The sequence below is a fragment of the Nocardia sp. CY15 genome (assembly GCF_009829295.1).
In the GTDB taxonomy this organism is placed as follows: Bacteria; Actinomycetota; Actinomycetes; order Mycobacteriales; family Mycobacteriaceae; genus Nocardia; species Nocardia sputi.
In genome coordinates this window covers 130,254-144,052 of sequence record NZ_VUOT01000003.1, presented here as the reverse complement: position 1 = coordinate 144,052, position 13,799 = coordinate 130,254, and the positions used below count along the sequence as shown (strand labels likewise).

Sequence of the window (13,799 nt, the reverse complement as noted above, 5' to 3'; positions counted from 1 at the left end):
TAATCCGCCACGCGATTGTGTCGCACGCCGCCTTCCGCCGTCACTGTCAGCCGATCCGGCTACTGTTGACATGGTTCGCGCGACGGGCGGAGGTACTGGTGCCGGAACGATCGAAGGTGGCGAGGGCCGGATTCATCGCGGGACGATTCGGTGAGTTTCCGGCGCGGTGGAATCTGAGCCAGATGGGCCAAGGCCTGCAGGGTCTGCAGGACCAGCTCGCCCGCATCTCGCGCAGCCCTTTCGGCCCCAGCGAAGAGGAATTGCGGGCCAATCTGGCCGGTGAGGCCAGCGCCGACGCCGCGCTGACCCTGCACGACGCGGAGCTCGCCGCGGGCGAGGCTCAGCCCCCGGAGGCGCCGCGCGATCTGACGGCGGCGGCGTTCTTCGACGTCGACAACACCATGGTGCAGGGCGCGTCGATCGTGCATTTCGCCCGCGGCCTGGCGGCGCGCAAGTACTTCAAGACCTCCGATCTGGTGGACGTCGCCTGGAAGCAGGTGAAATTCCGGGTCACCGGCAAGGAGAGCAGCACCGACATGGCCAGCGGCAAAGAGAAGGCGCTGGCGTTCATCGCCGGGCGCTCGACCGCCGAACTGGCCGAGCTGGGCGAGGAGATCTACGACGAGATCATCGCCGACAAGATCTGGCCGGGCACCCGCGCGCTCGCGCAGATGCACCTGGACGCGGGCCAGCAGGTGTGGCTGGTGACCGCGACCCCGGTGGAGCTGGCGCAGGTGATCGCGAAACGGCTCGGGCTCACCGGAGCGCTGGGCACCGTGGCCGAGAGCGTCGACGGGAAGTTCACCGGGCGACTGGTCGGCGACATCCTGCACGGCCTCGGCAAAGCGCACGCGGTCCGCACGCTGGCGATCCGCGAGGGCTTGAACCTCAAGCGGTGCACCGCGTACTCCGACAGCCACAACGACGTGCCGATGCTCTCGCTGGTCGGCACCGCGGTGGCGATCAATCCGGACTCCGATCTCCGCGAAGTCGCGAAGAACCGCGGCTGGGAGATCCGCGACTTCCGGACCGGTCGCAAGGCCGCCAAGATCGGCGTGCCGACGGCGCTGGCCCTGGGCGCGGCAGGCGGAGCCGTCGCCGCGGCGGTCACCCGCCGCCGCGACGGTCAGTAACCGTCTTTACCCCGTGAAGACGTTGCGGCGCTTGGTGAGCAGCTTGTAGAGCGTCTGCTGGATGGTCTCGCGTACCTGGTCGGTGACCTCGAACATGGTCATCGGGTCGTCGGCGGCTTCCGGCTCGTACGGCGTGGTCGAGACGGGGGTGCCGAATTCGATGTACCACTTGGATGGCAGCGGCACCGCGCCGAGCACGCCGAGGTGCGGGAACAGCGGCGTCACCGGGAAGTACGGGAGGCCGAGCAGCCGGGCCAGCGGCTTGAGATCGGCCAGCTTCGGGTAGATCTCCTCGGAGCCGACGATGGAGCAGGGGATGATCGGCACGCCGGTGCGCACCGCCGCGGCCACGAAGCCGCCCCGGCCGAAGCGCTGCAGCTTGTAGCGATCGGAGTACTGCTTGCCGACGCCCTTGAACCCTTCCGGAAACACACCGGTCAGCTCGCCGGAGCGCAGCAGCCGTTCGGCGTCCTCCCGGCAGGCCAGGGTGTGGCCCGCCCGGCGCGCCAGCACACCGAGCACCGGCGTCTCGAAGATCAGATCGGCCGCGAGCAGGCGCAACGCGCGCTGCTTGGGATGCCGGTCGTGCACGGCCAGCTGCAGCATCAGGCCGTCGAGCGGGATGGTGCCCGCGTGATTGGCCACGATCAGCGCGCCACCGGCCTCCGGGAGATTGTCCATCCCGCTGACCTCCACCCGGAACCACAGATCCGCCAGCGGCCGCAGGGCGGGCAGGATGACCGATTCGAGCAGGTGCTCGTCGAAGCCGAACTCGTCGACCTGATAGTCGCCGGTGAGCCTGCGCCGGGCGAAATCAGCGGTCTTGGTGATCTGCTTGCCGAGCGCGCCACGCAGCATTCCCGACAGCGACTCGGGCGCGGGAGGCACCGCCGCCGCTCGCCGCTCGCTCAGCGATGTCACCGGGCTCGGAGCGGCCAGGCGCCGTGGCGCCGGCCGCTGACGAGTCTCGATCTGAAGATCGTGGAGTTGGATGACTTTCGCTACGTCGTTCATTGGTGTGCTCCCGTACCGGCCCCGAGCAGGCCGAGCAGTTTGTGTTCTGCGGCGTCGATCCACGCTGGATCGACCACGGGCCGCAACGCTGCGCCCCCTATGAAGTCGTCGAACGCCTGCACCGTCGTCCAGCGCGGCACGAACCCGAGTTCGGTCCGCATGCGCGTGGTGTCCAGGCCACAACCGAAGTGGAAATAGTCGAGCTGTTCGGCGGAGAACTCCCGCATCACCGGGCCCATGAGCAAGCGACCCGCCGTGCGGAACACCGTGAAGGGCACCGGCAGCTCGATCCGGCCCGCCCGCCGGACCGCCTGCGATAACGACAGCGAGCCGTCACCCGCGATGTTGTACGTCCCGCTCGCCGCGGTGCGCGCCGCGAGCGTCAGCGCGGCCACCGCGTCCTCCTCGTGCAGCAGCTGCATCCTGGCGTCCCGGCCGAATACGGTAGGTGTCACCGGCGAACGCAAGTATTGCACGCCGCGGGCGGCCAGCCGCGGGCCCACGATCGGAGCGAATCGCAGAATTGACGTGGCGATATCGGGGCGTCGGCGGGCGAGCCCGCGAACATAACCCTCTATATCGATCATGTCGCGCGCAAACTCGCCTCGCGGCGGTGTGCGCGCGCTCATTTCCTCGCTGAATTTCGCAGGATCCTTCGCACTGCAACCGTACACCGCCGAGGACGAGCGCAGCACCACCCGGCGCACCGAAGACGCCTTCTGGCACACCGCGAACAGCTGCATCGCGCCGAGGACGTTGTGATCCTTCATGACCGCGCGCCCGCCGCCCGCGGGCGGGCGCGTCAGCAAGGCGGTGTGCACGACGGTGTCCACCTCGCCACCATCGATCACCTTACGGATCAACGGGTTTCGGATGTCCGCGCGCACGAACTCGGCGCGGCCCATGCGCCGCTGCAGCTCTCGGCCGGGCGTCATCGTGTCGACCGCGAGAATGCGTTCGATCCCGGCGTCCTGGGCGAGCCGGGCGACGACCGTGCCACCGAAGAACCGGCTGGCCCCGGTGACCAGCACGACCTTCGGTGTGTGTCCTTCCCGACCCTCAGAACCCACCGGCACCCGCTTCCTCTGCCAGTCGCCGTTGTGATTATTCCCAGCACCTAGCGTAGCGGGTCGTTACCCGCCCACCGAGAGTATTAACCAGGATCTAACGATGACTTCAGTCACGCGATACAAATGATAATTCCAAAATTTGAAATTTCAAACGAAAAGGCCCGTCACCTATTGGTGACGGGCCCCCGCAGCTATCACGCAGCGATGCCTTACTTGCCGAGTTTGCGCCGCTGGACACGCGTACGGCGAAGCAGCTTGCGGTGCTTCTTCTTCGACATGCGCTTGCGGCGCTTCTTGATCACAGAACCCATAGGGTTGTCCTCGCGTTCTCTCTACTCGGCGCGCACGCTGCCCGTGCGCGATTGCCGGACGCCCGTCCGCCGGGACCCCGGCCCACGGGGGCCAGGGTCGCTCGGCAAGCCTCACGCCCCGTGTTCGCGCCGCCGGATACCACGAGGCAACCAACAGCGATGCCACCGGCGGGCGAACACGAACCGAGGAGCTATCGTACCGGCACGCCCGGCCGGTCCCGAAACCGCCTCATCCGGCGTCGAAATAGGACGTTTCCAGATAGTCGTGTACCGCCTTGGCATGTACCCGGAACGATCGGCCGACGCGCACGGCGGGCAACTCGCCCGAGTGCACGAGCCGGTAGACCGTCATCTTGGACACCCGCATCAGACTCGCCACTTCGGCGACGGTGAGAAACTGGGTGCCGCCGCCGAGCACGGGTTGCCCCTGCGTCGCGGCCTCACGCTGTGGACGGGCGTTCCCCCGACCGCCCGCGGGACCGGAGCCGCCGGACGCTCCGGAATTCGCAGACATCTTGTTCGCAGACATCATTGCACCATTGACCTCCGGCACGTCCGCGCCGCCGGCTTCCCCACCGGCGGAACAGACACGCACGTGCTCCTTGAAGCTTAGCGGGACCAGTGGTGTTACTGCGACGGGTGTGAGAAATCGGGTTTTCCGAATTTAAACAGACCGGTCACTCCGCTGATGCGCCTTGTTCGGCCGACCTTTGCTTGGCCGCGAAAAGGGCCTCCAGGAATGCCGAGCGTAGTCCTCCGCGCTCGAGTTCGCGGATGGCGGCCGCCGTCGTGCCCGCGGGCGAGGTGACCGCGGCGCGCAGTTCCGCGGCGGACTGGCTGGAGCCGTCCAGGAGAGCGGCCGAACCGACCATGGTCTGCACGACGAGCTGAGTGGCCACGTCCCTGGTGAGCCCGAGCCCGACGCCCGCGTCCACCATGGCCTCGACGACCAGGAAGAAGTAGGCGGGCCCCGAACCGGACACCGCGGTGACCGCGTCCATCTGGCTCTCCGCCACCGCGACGACCTTGCCGACCGCGCCGAGCACCTCGGTCACCAGTTCCAGATGCTGCTCGCGCGCGTATCGACCCGGCGCGATGACACTCATCCCCTGCCCGACCAACATCGGCGTGTTCGGCATGACCCGCACCACCGGGAAACCGGCGGGCAACTTGCCCTCCAGCCGCGCGGTCGGCACACCGGCCGCGAGCGAGACCAGCACCTGATCGCGATCACTGCCGATCTCCGCCTTGCCCAGCGGGGCGAGTACCGCGTCCACATCGCTCGGTTTCACCGCGATCACCAGCAAATCCGCGCCGACGGCGGCATCGGCCACATCGTCGGTGACCCGGATACCGAAGCGATCAGCGATCTGATGGGCCCGCTCCCGATGGGTCTCGACGACGACCAAGTCCTTGGTCAGCCGCCCGGACTCCAGCAACCCCGCGACCAAGGCCTCCCCGATGCGCCCGCCACCGATCACCGCAATTCTCGTCATGGGGCTCAAGGCTAGACGGCGCGCGCGGAGACTCAACGCTGGGGAACGAGCGCCAGCTGACGACTCTGCGCGACGACCGCACCGGTCGAGTCGAGGACCAGTTGATCTTCGTCGAACATGCGCTTGCCCACCTCGTGCGTGGTGGCGATGATCCGGAGCCAGCCCGGCGCGGGCCTGCGACGCAAGTAGGTGGTCATCTGCACGGTGGGGGCCCAGCCGAAATGGCCCAGGTTGGTCGGCACCGGCGGGCTCATGTCGGCGCTCATCATGGCGAAGTACATCGCGACCTCGGGATCCTGCTCGTCACCCTGGCGTGGGCGCATCCACAGCCGCAGGCGCGGTTCGCCCTTCGCGCCTTGGAGGAACCGCGCCCACTCGCGGTCGAGATAGATCTCCGCGCCCTGGCCCACGTGCACGATCTCGCCCATCGGCGAACCGGGCTCGTAGCCGATCGCGTCGGCAGGCGGCTGGGCGGGCATGTCGGCATGCTCCGGCGCGTAGATCGGGTCGGTGTCGTCGAGGCGGCTGAACGTCAGCGCCGTACGCACCAGGACGCGGCCGTCTTGGACGAGGTCGGCGTCGGCCAGGCAGATCTGGCGGCCGATCTTGCGGACGCGCACCTCGTATTCGACCTCGCCGGGATTGGGGGCGCCGAGGAAATCGGAGCTGGCGGCGATCGGGGCCATGTCCACCAGGGCGGGATCGGACGCGCGCAGCCAATTGGCGGCTGCCGCGGCGCTGGCCGCGACCATCGTCCCGCCGTGGACCTTCGGGCCGATGGTCCAGATGTCGTCGATGACGCCGAGATAGCGCCCGGTCCCCGGCGTGGCCGGTGGCGCCTCGGTCAGCGCGCACACCTGGCTGAACGGCGCGTCGGTCGTGGCCACCGGGCCGAAGTCGGCCGTCAGCTCCGTCGTCATCCTCACTCCTGTCCTCCGTCGACCGCACCCGATGGCGTCGTTCGCGGCGTCGTAGCCCGCACTGTCGCCGAGCGGCGTTCGTACAGCGTACAACGAGGCGCGGGCCGCACCGCATCTCTCCGTGCGGGGGTAGCGACGAGCGTCACACCGGCGGTTCGGGCGACCCACGTCGCGCGCCGGTGGGTGTGGGCGCGGCAGTCAGATGCGCGCGGGCGAAGGCCAGGGTGCGGTGCAACATGGCGGCCCGCTCCTTGGTGGTGCGCGCGTTCTGGGTGTTGATCTCGGCGACGACTTGGCCGGAGAAGCCGTTGCGGACCAAGCTCTCACACACCTCCACGCACGGTTGCGTGCCCTCGCCGGGAACGAGATGTTCGTCGTGTGCGGCGCCCCGGCCGTCGGCCAAGTGCAGGTGAGCCAGACCCGGACCCATGCGGGCCGCCAAGGCCAACGGATCGGTTCCGGCGGTCGCGGTGTGCGACAGGTCCAGGGTGTAGTGACGGAACCCGGTATCGGTCGGGTCGTAGGAGGGGCTGAACGCGGTGAGCGCCGGCCCCGGGCCACCGCGCCGCTCCAGCCGTTTCACCGCGCCCTCACGTCGGCCGAACAGCGTGTCCGCGCGCATCGGGAACATGTTCTCCACCGCGACGATCACCGGGCTGTTCTCTTCCAGCTCGGCCACCTGCGCTGCGAACCCCGCCGCGTAGCGGCGCTGCCAGCGGAACGGCGGGTGCACGACGACCGTGCTCGCACCGAGCGCCTCGGCCGTGTGCACACTGCGCTCGAGTTTGGCCACCGGGTCCGAGCCCCACACCCGCTGCGAGATCAACAGGCACGGCGCGTGCACGGCGAGCACGGGGACACCGTATTCGCGGGAGTAGGCCTGCGCGGTGGCGATGCTCTGGCTGGCGGGCTCGGCCCAGACCATCAATTCGACGCCGTCGTACCCGAGCTCGGCGGCATATCGGAACGCGGCCTCCGTGTTCTGCGGGTATACCGAGGCGGTCGACAGGCCGACCTGGATCGGCTCCGGCCGGGACGCGCCATCGAGGTCACCCGGCGAACCGGCGCCCGTGCGCGACCCCGCCTCGGGCGCGGGCCGCACCCCGGTCTCGTTCGCCTGTCCGATATTCCCCACGACGGCTCCCTACTCAGTTCGTACTGAGAAGAAAGGCTAGCGGGCCCAGCGTGACGAAGATGCCGACGACCACGGCGATCACGGTACTGAGGATGTCGTCGGTCTTGCGCAGAATCCGCACGAGCGCCACCAAGCCGAGAATCACGATCATCGCCAGAGCCAGCGCCACCCAGGGAAGCATCTCCCACATGCGCTCGAAGCCCTTGAACAGCAACATGCCCGCGACGGCGGCGCCGGTGCTCTGACCGCCGAGGATCATCCACTGGCGGCGATTGGCGTCGTACTCCGCCTTCTTCGCCGCCCTGGACCGGCGCGGCGAGGTGGTCCGGGCGGCGCGAGGCTCGTCGGCGATGTCGTCCTCGTCGTCTTCGTCCACCGTGATCGGCTCGTAGACGTCGGTGACGCCGTCCATCTCCGCGGGGTCGACGGCGGCACGCCCACCGCGCCCATTGCGCCTGCCGCGTTCCGCGGCGCCGCGCTCGGCCCGGTCGACCCCGTCGCGCAGCAGGTCGCCCGCGACCGTCTGGCCGGAGATCAGCTGCTGGTCCTGGCTGGCCAGCGACCAGGCGGCGGTGGGGATGCCGGCGGATGCCGGCGGCGGATCGGCTTGCGGCTTGTGCCGCCGGGCCGACCAGGCCGGGAGACCGTTCTCCCCCGCGCCGTTGCGCCGACTCGGTCTGCGCTGCCCCTCCGGCTGCGGCTCGGGCGGAACCGGTCTACCTGGCTTCGGTCGCGGATCCGGCGGCGGCGGGAGGGGTAGCGGTTCCGATTCGGGGGCGAAGCCGCCGGTGGACGGAGACCACGCCGCGGTGGACGGACCGAGGTCCTCGGCCGCTTCCGCGGCTTCCGCCGCCCTGCGCCGGGCCGCGCGCCCGCCCCCGGCGCCATTGCGCTCGGGAAGAGGCGCCCGGCCGAAATCTGGCTCGCCGGGTTCGGCGTAGCCGCCGAAGCCCGGTTCGGCGACGCCCCGGTCGGGCGGCGCGGCCAGGCCGAACGACTCGGACGGCGTCTCTTGCCAGGACCGTACCTCGGTGGCCGATTCGTCCGGTTCCTCACGCCTGCGCCTGCGACCCGAACGCGGGGACGTCTCGGGCACGCCGCCCGGCGGATCGGGGACGTACGGGCCGGGGGCGGCTGAGAACAGATCGGATACGGGGGTATCCGGCGAGAGCGGATCGAACGACGTGCTGTGCCGCGACGAGGGCATCTCCCGGCCGGGCATGACGCGGCTGGATCGCCCCGGCGGCGGATCGGCCTGTGGCGAGTCGGGCTGCGCGTAACCGGCCAGCGGGTCGTACATCGAAATCGGGCCCGACATGGGCGAATACGACGACGGGTCCGGCTGCGGCTCCGGGGGGTGGGAAACCGGCTCGGGCGCGGACGGTTCGAACGAGGGCGGCGCGTAGGCCTGCTCCTGGGCGCCCGACTCGGGCGCGGCGTGCGCGGAATGACCGCCCTCCCGGATGACCGGCAGGTCACCGGTCAGTTCCGCGACGGAGATGCCCCGGCCACCGCGGCGGCGTCTGCCACCACCCGACGAGGCGCCCTGCTGGCCGTTACGCGCCAGCAGTTCCGCGACCGACAGCTGTTTGGAGTCCTCGCTCATGACGACACCGTCCCGATCGAGCCCGGCAGCGGCGCGCCACCGTCGGACGCCGGTCGGCCGTCTCCGGCCGCCGAGCCCGCTGAGTACGTTGCTTCGGGTCCACCATTCATATCGGTATCCAGTTTGCGCAGGATGAGCCCTTCACGCAGCGCCCACGGACAAATCTCCAAGGAATCCAGCGAAAGTGCCCGCATACTCGCCTCCGCGACCAATGCGCCGGCCACCAATTGTTGTGACCGATCGGAACTTACGCCTTCCAATTCTGCACGGTCCGACGCCGTCATCCGCGAGATGAACGCGATCAGCTGGCGCAGAGCCGAGCTCGTGAGTGTACGACGCACCCGCGGACCCGCCGCGGACGGCGCCGCTCCGGTGAGCCGGGCCAGGGAGCGGAACGTCTTCGACGTGCCGACGGCCAGATCGGGCTTGCCCGGTTCGATCAGCTTCTTCGCCGGGACCACCAACTCGGCGTCGAGCCAGTCGCGCAGCACGGCCACCCGGCGCTTGCCCGGCGGATCCTCCCGCAGCCATTCCCTGGTCAACCGGCCCGCGCCCAGCTGCAAGGACAACGCGACATCAGGCTCCTCGTCGCCGCCGTTGGTCATCTCCAAGGAGCCGCCGCCGATGTCCAGATCGAGAATGCGCCCGGCGCTCCAGCCGTACCAACGGCGCACCGCGAGGAAGGTCAGCCGCGCCTCGTCGACGCCGGACAGCACTCGCAGCTCGACGCCGGTCGCCGCGCGCACCCGGCCGAGGACCTCTTCGGAGTTGGCCGCCTCGCGCAGCGCGGAGGTGGCGAACGGCATCAGCTCGACGCACTTGGAGGTCTCGGCGATGCTGGCGAATTCGGCGACGGTGTCGATCAGCCGCTGCGCGCCCGCCTCGGTGATGCAGCCCGCCTCGTCGATGTTCTCCGCGAGCCGCAAGGTGGCCTTCGTCGAGCTCATCGGCAGGGGATGACCGCCACGATGCGCGTCCACCACGAGCAGGTGAACGGTATTGCTTCCGACATCGAGTACCCCAAGCCGCACATGAACACGGTACTGGGTGGTGCGGCACTTCAGCCCAGGCGACTGAACTGTTAGCGTCCTATTTCGTGACGGTAGGCGCATCCCCGAGCAGCCCGACCCGGCCCCGACCAGCGGGGAAGATCGACCCGGCCCCCGAGGTCGACCCCGACTTTCCCCGTGAGTGGATCGAGTTCGTCGATCCGGCAAACGACGAGCATTTGATCGTCGCGGACCTCACCTGGCTGCTGTCGAGCTGGACGTGCGTGTTCGGCACGCCCGCCTGTCAGGGCATCCTCTCCGACCGGCCGGATGACGGCTGCTGCTCGCACGGCGCGTTCCTCGCCGACGACGACGACCGCAAACGCCTGGGCCGCGCTGTGAAACTGCTCACACCGCAGGACTGGCAGTTGCTGCCCGAAGCCGCCAACGCGCAGGGCAAGGTCACCAAGAGCGGCTATCTGGAACTCGACGAGCTCGACGACGAGCCCGCGCTGCGCACACGCCGGTTCGAGGGCGCGTGCATCTTCCTCAACCGTCCCGGCTTCGCGGGCGGCATCGGGTGCGCGCTGCACAGCATGGCGCTGCGGCGCGGCATCGAGCCGCTGGAGGTCAAGCCGGACGTGTGCTGGCAGCTGCCGATCCGCCGCACCCAGGACTGGGTCGACCGGCCCGACGGGGTGCAGATCCTGCGGACCGTGATCACCGAATACGACCGCCGCGGTTGGGGACCCGGCGGCGCCGACCTGGACTGGTACTGCTCCGGCTCCCCCGACGCCCACGTCGGCGCGAAGCCGGTCTGGCAGTCCTACGCTCCGGAGCTCACCGAGCTGATCGGCGCGCCCGCCTACGCCGAGCTGGCCCGGCACTGCAAACGCCGCGAGGGCCTCGGGCTGATCGCCGTTCATCCGGCGACGGTGCACGCCGAGCGGATGCGGGACTGCGTGGATCCGCTCCCCTGATCGCGATCGTTTGCCGAACGAGCGCTCGGTATGGTCGCCGCGCGCCGTGTGATCCAGCGCGGGGTTCACCCCGTCGCCATGCGAGCTTCACCCGGATCGGGTTTGATGTGCCGTTATGTCCAAGAAAGTTCTCACCGTGGCGACCATCGCTCTGGGTGCCGCCCTCTCGCTGACCGGAGTAGCCCACGCGGAGCCGAACGGCGACCCGCACAAGTTCTACGACTTCACCTCGGAGTTCGTGGCGGCCACCGACCCCGCCGCGATCAATGCCAAGGCCGCGGGCAAGCTCCTGATCGCGAGCCCGTACGGCACCTCGCACACCATCGCCTGCCGTGGCACCAACACCGCGGACCTCTACGACTGCATGCAGGAAGACGACCTCGGCTGGATCACCCTGCAGAAGACCGAGACCCCGCTCGGCACCACCTGGATCTACTTCCCCTGACCACCCCGCCTCGCCGGGTCTTCAGGCCGTAATGGTCAGGTCTCGCGGGATTCGCGTTCAGATCCCGCGTCGCGATGCCACTCGTGTTCTGGGCATACCCGGTGAGTTACCCATGTGCTCACGAAGACGGAGGTTCCGTTTCGTGAGCACATGGGTTTTCGGCCGAGCCGGATGAGTTCGCTCTCTATGCTTCGAGTTTGTAGCCCAAGCCGCGCACGGTGACCAGGTGTTCCGGCTTGGCCGGGTCCGCCTCGATCTTCGAGCGCAGCCGCTTGACGTGCACGTCCAGGGTCTTGGTGTCACCGACGTAGTCCGCGCCCCACACCCGGTCGATCAGCTGACCGCGGGTGAGCACCCGCCCGGAATTGCGCAGCAGGTATTCGAGCAGGTCGAATTCCTTGAGCGGCAACGTGACCGGCTTGCCGTTCACCATCACGGTGTGCCGGTCGACGTCCATCCGGACCGGGCCTGCTTCCAGGACGCCGCTCTCGTTGGATCCCTCCAGCTCGTCGCCCGCCCCGCGGCGCAGCACGGCGCGGATGCGCGCGATGAGCTCACGAGCGGAATACGGCTTGGTGACGTAGTCGTCGGCGCCCAGTTCGAGGCCGACCACTTTGTCGATCTCGCTGTCGCGCGCGGTGACCATGATCACCGGCACACCGCTGCGGGTGCGCAACTGCTTGCACACGTCGGTGCCGCTCATGCCGGGCAGCATGAGATCGAGCAGGACGATGTCCGCCCCGGACCGGTCGAACTCGGCGAGCGCGGACGGCCCGTCACCGACCACGGTGACCTCGAAACCCTCCTTGCGCAGCAGGAACGCGAGCGGATCGGCCAGCGACTCCTCATCCTCGACGATCAGAACACTCGTCATCTGCGTGCCTCCACACCATTCGGTCGGCCCGGTCCGGTGGGACGCGGGCTTGTTTCTTTCGTGCTCACCACGGCGCCGTCGTGGTCTTCGTCCGCGCCTGCTTCGTGGTGGGCGGGTATGCGCAAGGTGAACGTCGATCCGGTGCCCAACTTGCTCCACAGGGTGATTTCCCCGTTGTGGTTGGCGGCCACGTGTTTGACGATAGCCAAGCCCAGCCCGGTGCCGCCGGTGGCGCGAGACCGCGCCTTGTCGGACCGGAAGAATCGCTCGAACACTCGCTCCTGGTCTTCCTTGGCGATGCCGATGCCTCGGTCGGTGACCGCCATCGCCACGTGATCGCCGCGCAGCGAGCGGCTCACCGATACGTGCGAACCGGCCGGCGAGTAGGCGATCGCGTTCTCCACCAGATTGGAAAGGGCGGTGACCAGCAAGGTCTCGTCGCCGAGCACCTCCAGCCCGCTGGGGCGGTCGGTGCTGACCGTGATCCCGGCGGCCTCGGCGGCGGTGCGGGACCGATCGACCGCCTGCATCACCACCGTGTCCACGTCCACCACCTCGAGTTCGGGCAGTTTCTCCGCGCCCTGCAGGCGGGAGAGCGCGATGAGTTCGGTCACCATCTTGCCGAGGCGGCGGGATTCACCGAGCACGCGCTGACCGAAGTGTCGCACGGCCTCCGGGTCCTCGGCGGATTCCAGCAAAGCTTCGGCCAAGAGGCTCATCGCGCCGACCGGGGTCTTGAGCTCGTGGCTGACGTTGGCGACGAAGTCGCGCCGGGTGGCCTCCATGCGGGCCTGTTCGGAATCGTCGTCGGCGAACAGCACGGTGAAGGTGGTCTCTTCGCGCGACAGTTGCCTGGCGACGCCGCGCACGGCGATGCGGCCGCGGCCGGGGACCGGATTCTTCGCGGTCAGGTCGAACTCGGCGGATTCGCCGGTGGCCAGCACTTTCTCCACTGCGGCCCAGGCGCGCTCGTCGAGCAGGCGGTTGCGGACCAGTCCGAGTTCCTCCGCGCGCGGGTTGACCAGCACGACGTCGCGGTACTCGTCGACCACCGCGATACCGCTCTCGGAGGCGAGCACGATCAGGTCGAGGACTTGGGACATGGTGAGACCGGACTCGGCCTGCCTGCGCGCGGCCTGCCTGGCATTCACATACGGGATCAATAGCCCGCCGACTGCCAGGCCGACGACAGCCGCCAAGATGGCCAGCAGCACGGCCTGGGGAACACTCACACTTGAATCGTACGGTCGCCGACCGGTCGGCCGACGCCGGGTACATGAAGTTTCGCGCAGGTCATAGGCCCTTCCGGCCCCGTTAGCCGCATGTTTACGCACTGTTCGAAGTGGCGTATCCCAGCGTATTCGCCGGCCGGTCAGTCCGCTTCGTCGTCGGCTCCGGCGACCGCCTCGTTCACGGCGTGGCCGTGCTTGTCCACCCAGTCGCCGAGTGCGTAGATCGGGACGAGCAGGTCCGCGCCCGCGGCGGTCAGTTCGTATTCGACCCGCGGCGGGGCCTCCGCGTAACGGTGACGGCGCACCAGCGTCATCCGCTCCATCCGCCGCAGGGTCTGCGTCAGCATCTTCTGGCTGATTCCGCCGATGGCCGCGCGCAGCTCGCCGGGACGCATCGGTCCTTCGCGCAGCATATAGACGATCACCGGCAACCAGGAGTTGCCGAAGATGTCCACACCCATCCGGGCCGGGCAGTCGGATTCGTAGTCGCCGTAGGGCGCGAATTCCACTCGCTCGGCGCTGACCGGTTCGCTCGGTGCCGCGCTCACTGTTCCAGCTTGCCAGTGCCGTCGCGCACCTCCGGGTGCGTATCGG

The 13,799-nt window shown here is 68.9% G+C and carries 15 protein-coding genes; 3 read left to right on the top strand and 12 right to left on the bottom strand.

Annotated features, from left to right (window positions below; all coding sequences use genetic code 11):
- Positions 1-182 precede the first annotated feature (182 nt).
- A complete protein-coding gene (locus tag GVY39_RS07460; protein ID WP_236565327.1) occupies positions 183-1,133 on the top strand; it encodes an HAD family phosphatase in 951 nt (316 codons plus the stop codon).
- Positions 1,134-1,139: 6 nt separating this feature from the next.
- Here GVY39_RS07460 and GVY39_RS07455 read toward each other — a convergent pair whose 3' ends face one another.
- The 9 genes from GVY39_RS07455 to GVY39_RS07415 all read right to left on the bottom strand — a co-directional run bounded on the left by GVY39_RS07455 (position 1,140) and on the right by GVY39_RS07415 (position 9,716).
- The gene (locus tag GVY39_RS07455; protein ID WP_159921482.1) at positions 1,140-2,147 is read right to left on the bottom strand and encodes a lysophospholipid acyltransferase family protein; all 1,008 of its coding nucleotides are present in this window, start codon (positions 2,145-2,147) and stop codon (positions 1,140-1,142) included.
- Positions 2,144-3,217: an NAD-dependent epimerase/dehydratase family protein gene (locus GVY39_RS07450; protein ID WP_236565313.1), complete on the bottom strand. Its 1,074-nt coding sequence runs from the start codon at positions 3,215-3,217 to the stop codon at positions 2,144-2,146. The genes GVY39_RS07455 and GVY39_RS07450 overlap by 4 nt, the downstream gene beginning before the upstream one ends.
- Positions 3,218-3,426: 209 nt before the next feature.
- On the bottom strand, positions 3,427-3,528 hold the full coding sequence (locus tag GVY39_RS07445) for a 30S ribosomal protein bS22 (RefSeq protein ID WP_003402602.1): 102 nt from the start codon (positions 3,526-3,528) through the stop codon (positions 3,427-3,429).
- A gap of 229 nt (positions 3,529-3,757) precedes the next feature.
- On the bottom strand, positions 3,758-4,042 hold the full coding sequence (locus tag GVY39_RS34290) for a helix-turn-helix domain-containing protein (RefSeq protein ID WP_223519053.1): 285 nt from the start codon (positions 4,040-4,042) through the stop codon (positions 3,758-3,760).
- A 163-nt stretch (positions 4,043-4,205) separates the two neighbouring features.
- Positions 4,206-5,024: a pyrroline-5-carboxylate reductase gene (gene proC / locus GVY39_RS07435; protein ID WP_159921484.1), complete on the bottom strand. Its 819-nt coding sequence runs from the start codon at positions 5,022-5,024 to the stop codon at positions 4,206-4,208.
- A gap of 32 nt (positions 5,025-5,056) precedes the next feature.
- On the bottom strand, positions 5,057-5,944 hold the full coding sequence (locus GVY39_RS07430; protein ID WP_159921486.1) for a thioesterase family protein: 888 nt from the start codon (positions 5,942-5,944) through the stop codon (positions 5,057-5,059).
- Positions 5,945-6,086: 142 nt separating this feature from the next.
- The gene (locus GVY39_RS07425) at positions 6,087-6,965 is read right to left on the bottom strand and encodes a sugar phosphate isomerase/epimerase (protein ID WP_159921756.1); all 879 of its coding nucleotides are present in this window, start codon (positions 6,963-6,965) and stop codon (positions 6,087-6,089) included.
- 127 nt (positions 6,966-7,092) lie between these two features.
- Entirely contained in the window at positions 7,093-8,685 is a 1,593-nt protein-coding gene (locus tag GVY39_RS33840; protein ID WP_195139289.1) for a hypothetical protein, read from the bottom strand.
- Positions 8,682-9,716 carry a Ppx/GppA phosphatase family protein gene (locus GVY39_RS07415; RefSeq protein WP_159921488.1) on the bottom strand — a complete coding sequence of 345 codons (1,035 nt, stop codon included), beginning with the start codon at positions 9,714-9,716 and terminating at the stop codon, positions 8,682-8,684. Before GVY39_RS07415 ends, GVY39_RS33840 begins: the two co-directional genes overlap by 4 nt.
- A gap of 65 nt (positions 9,717-9,781) precedes the next feature.
- Here GVY39_RS07415 and GVY39_RS07410 point away from each other — a divergent pair, with 65 nt between their 5' ends.
- A complete protein-coding gene (locus GVY39_RS07410; protein ID WP_223519059.1) occupies positions 9,782-10,654 on the top strand; it encodes a hypothetical protein in 873 nt (290 codons plus the stop codon).
- Between the two features lie 115 nt (positions 10,655-10,769).
- Positions 10,770-11,099: a hypothetical protein gene (locus tag GVY39_RS07405; protein ID WP_159921490.1), complete on the top strand. Its 330-nt coding sequence runs from the start codon at positions 10,770-10,772 to the stop codon at positions 11,097-11,099.
- A 184-nt stretch (positions 11,100-11,283) separates the two neighbouring features.
- Here GVY39_RS07405 and GVY39_RS07400 read toward each other — a convergent pair whose 3' ends face one another.
- The 3 genes from GVY39_RS07400 to GVY39_RS07390 all read right to left on the bottom strand — a co-directional run bounded on the left by GVY39_RS07400 (position 11,284) and on the right by GVY39_RS07390 (position 13,753).
- Complete coding sequence (locus tag GVY39_RS07400) at positions 11,284-11,973, bottom strand: response regulator transcription factor (protein WP_039802162.1); 690 nt, start codon at positions 11,971-11,973, stop codon at positions 11,284-11,286.
- On the bottom strand, positions 11,970-13,205 hold the full coding sequence (locus tag GVY39_RS07395; RefSeq protein WP_159921492.1) for a cell wall metabolism sensor histidine kinase WalK: 1,236 nt from the start codon (positions 13,203-13,205) through the stop codon (positions 11,970-11,972). Before GVY39_RS07395 ends, GVY39_RS07400 begins: the two co-directional genes overlap by 4 nt.
- A gap of 140 nt (positions 13,206-13,345) precedes the next feature.
- Positions 13,346-13,753 carry a helix-turn-helix domain-containing protein gene (locus GVY39_RS07390; protein ID WP_195069606.1) on the bottom strand — a complete coding sequence of 136 codons (408 nt, stop codon included), beginning with the start codon at positions 13,751-13,753 and terminating at the stop codon, positions 13,346-13,348.
- Between the last annotated feature and the right edge of the window lie 46 nt (positions 13,754-13,799).

Bases quoted from the DNA above. Each gene is read 5' to 3' on its own strand.
- proC (WP_159921484.1), bottom strand. From the start codon at position 5,024: ATGACGAGAATTGCGGTGATCGGTGGCGGGCGCATCGGGGAGGCCTTG.
- GVY39_RS07460 (WP_236565327.1), top strand. From the start codon at position 183: ATGGGCCAAGGCCTGCAGGGTCTGCAGGACCAGCTCGCCCGCATCTCG.
- GVY39_RS07445 (WP_003402602.1), bottom strand. From the start codon at position 3,528: ATGGGTTCTGTGATCAAGAAGCGCCGCAAGCGCATGTCGAAGAAGAAG.
- GVY39_RS07400 (WP_039802162.1), bottom strand. From the start codon at position 11,973: ATGACGAGTGTTCTGATCGTCGAGGATGAGGAGTCGCTGGCCGATCCG.
- GVY39_RS33840 (WP_195139289.1), bottom strand. From the start codon at position 8,685: ATGAGCGAGGACTCCAAACAGCTGTCGGTCGCGGAACTGCTGGCGCGT.
- GVY39_RS07430 (WP_159921486.1), bottom strand. From the start codon at position 5,944: ATGACGACGGAGCTGACGGCCGACTTCGGCCCGGTGGCCACGACCGAC.
- GVY39_RS34290 (WP_223519053.1), bottom strand. From the start codon at position 4,042: ATGTCTGCGAATTCCGGAGCGTCCGGCGGCTCCGGTCCCGCGGGCGGT.
- GVY39_RS07405 (WP_159921490.1), top strand. From the start codon at position 10,770: ATGTCCAAGAAAGTTCTCACCGTGGCGACCATCGCTCTGGGTGCCGCC.
- GVY39_RS07455 (WP_159921482.1), bottom strand. From the start codon at position 2,147: ATGAACGACGTAGCGAAAGTCATCCAACTCCACGATCTTCAGATCGAG.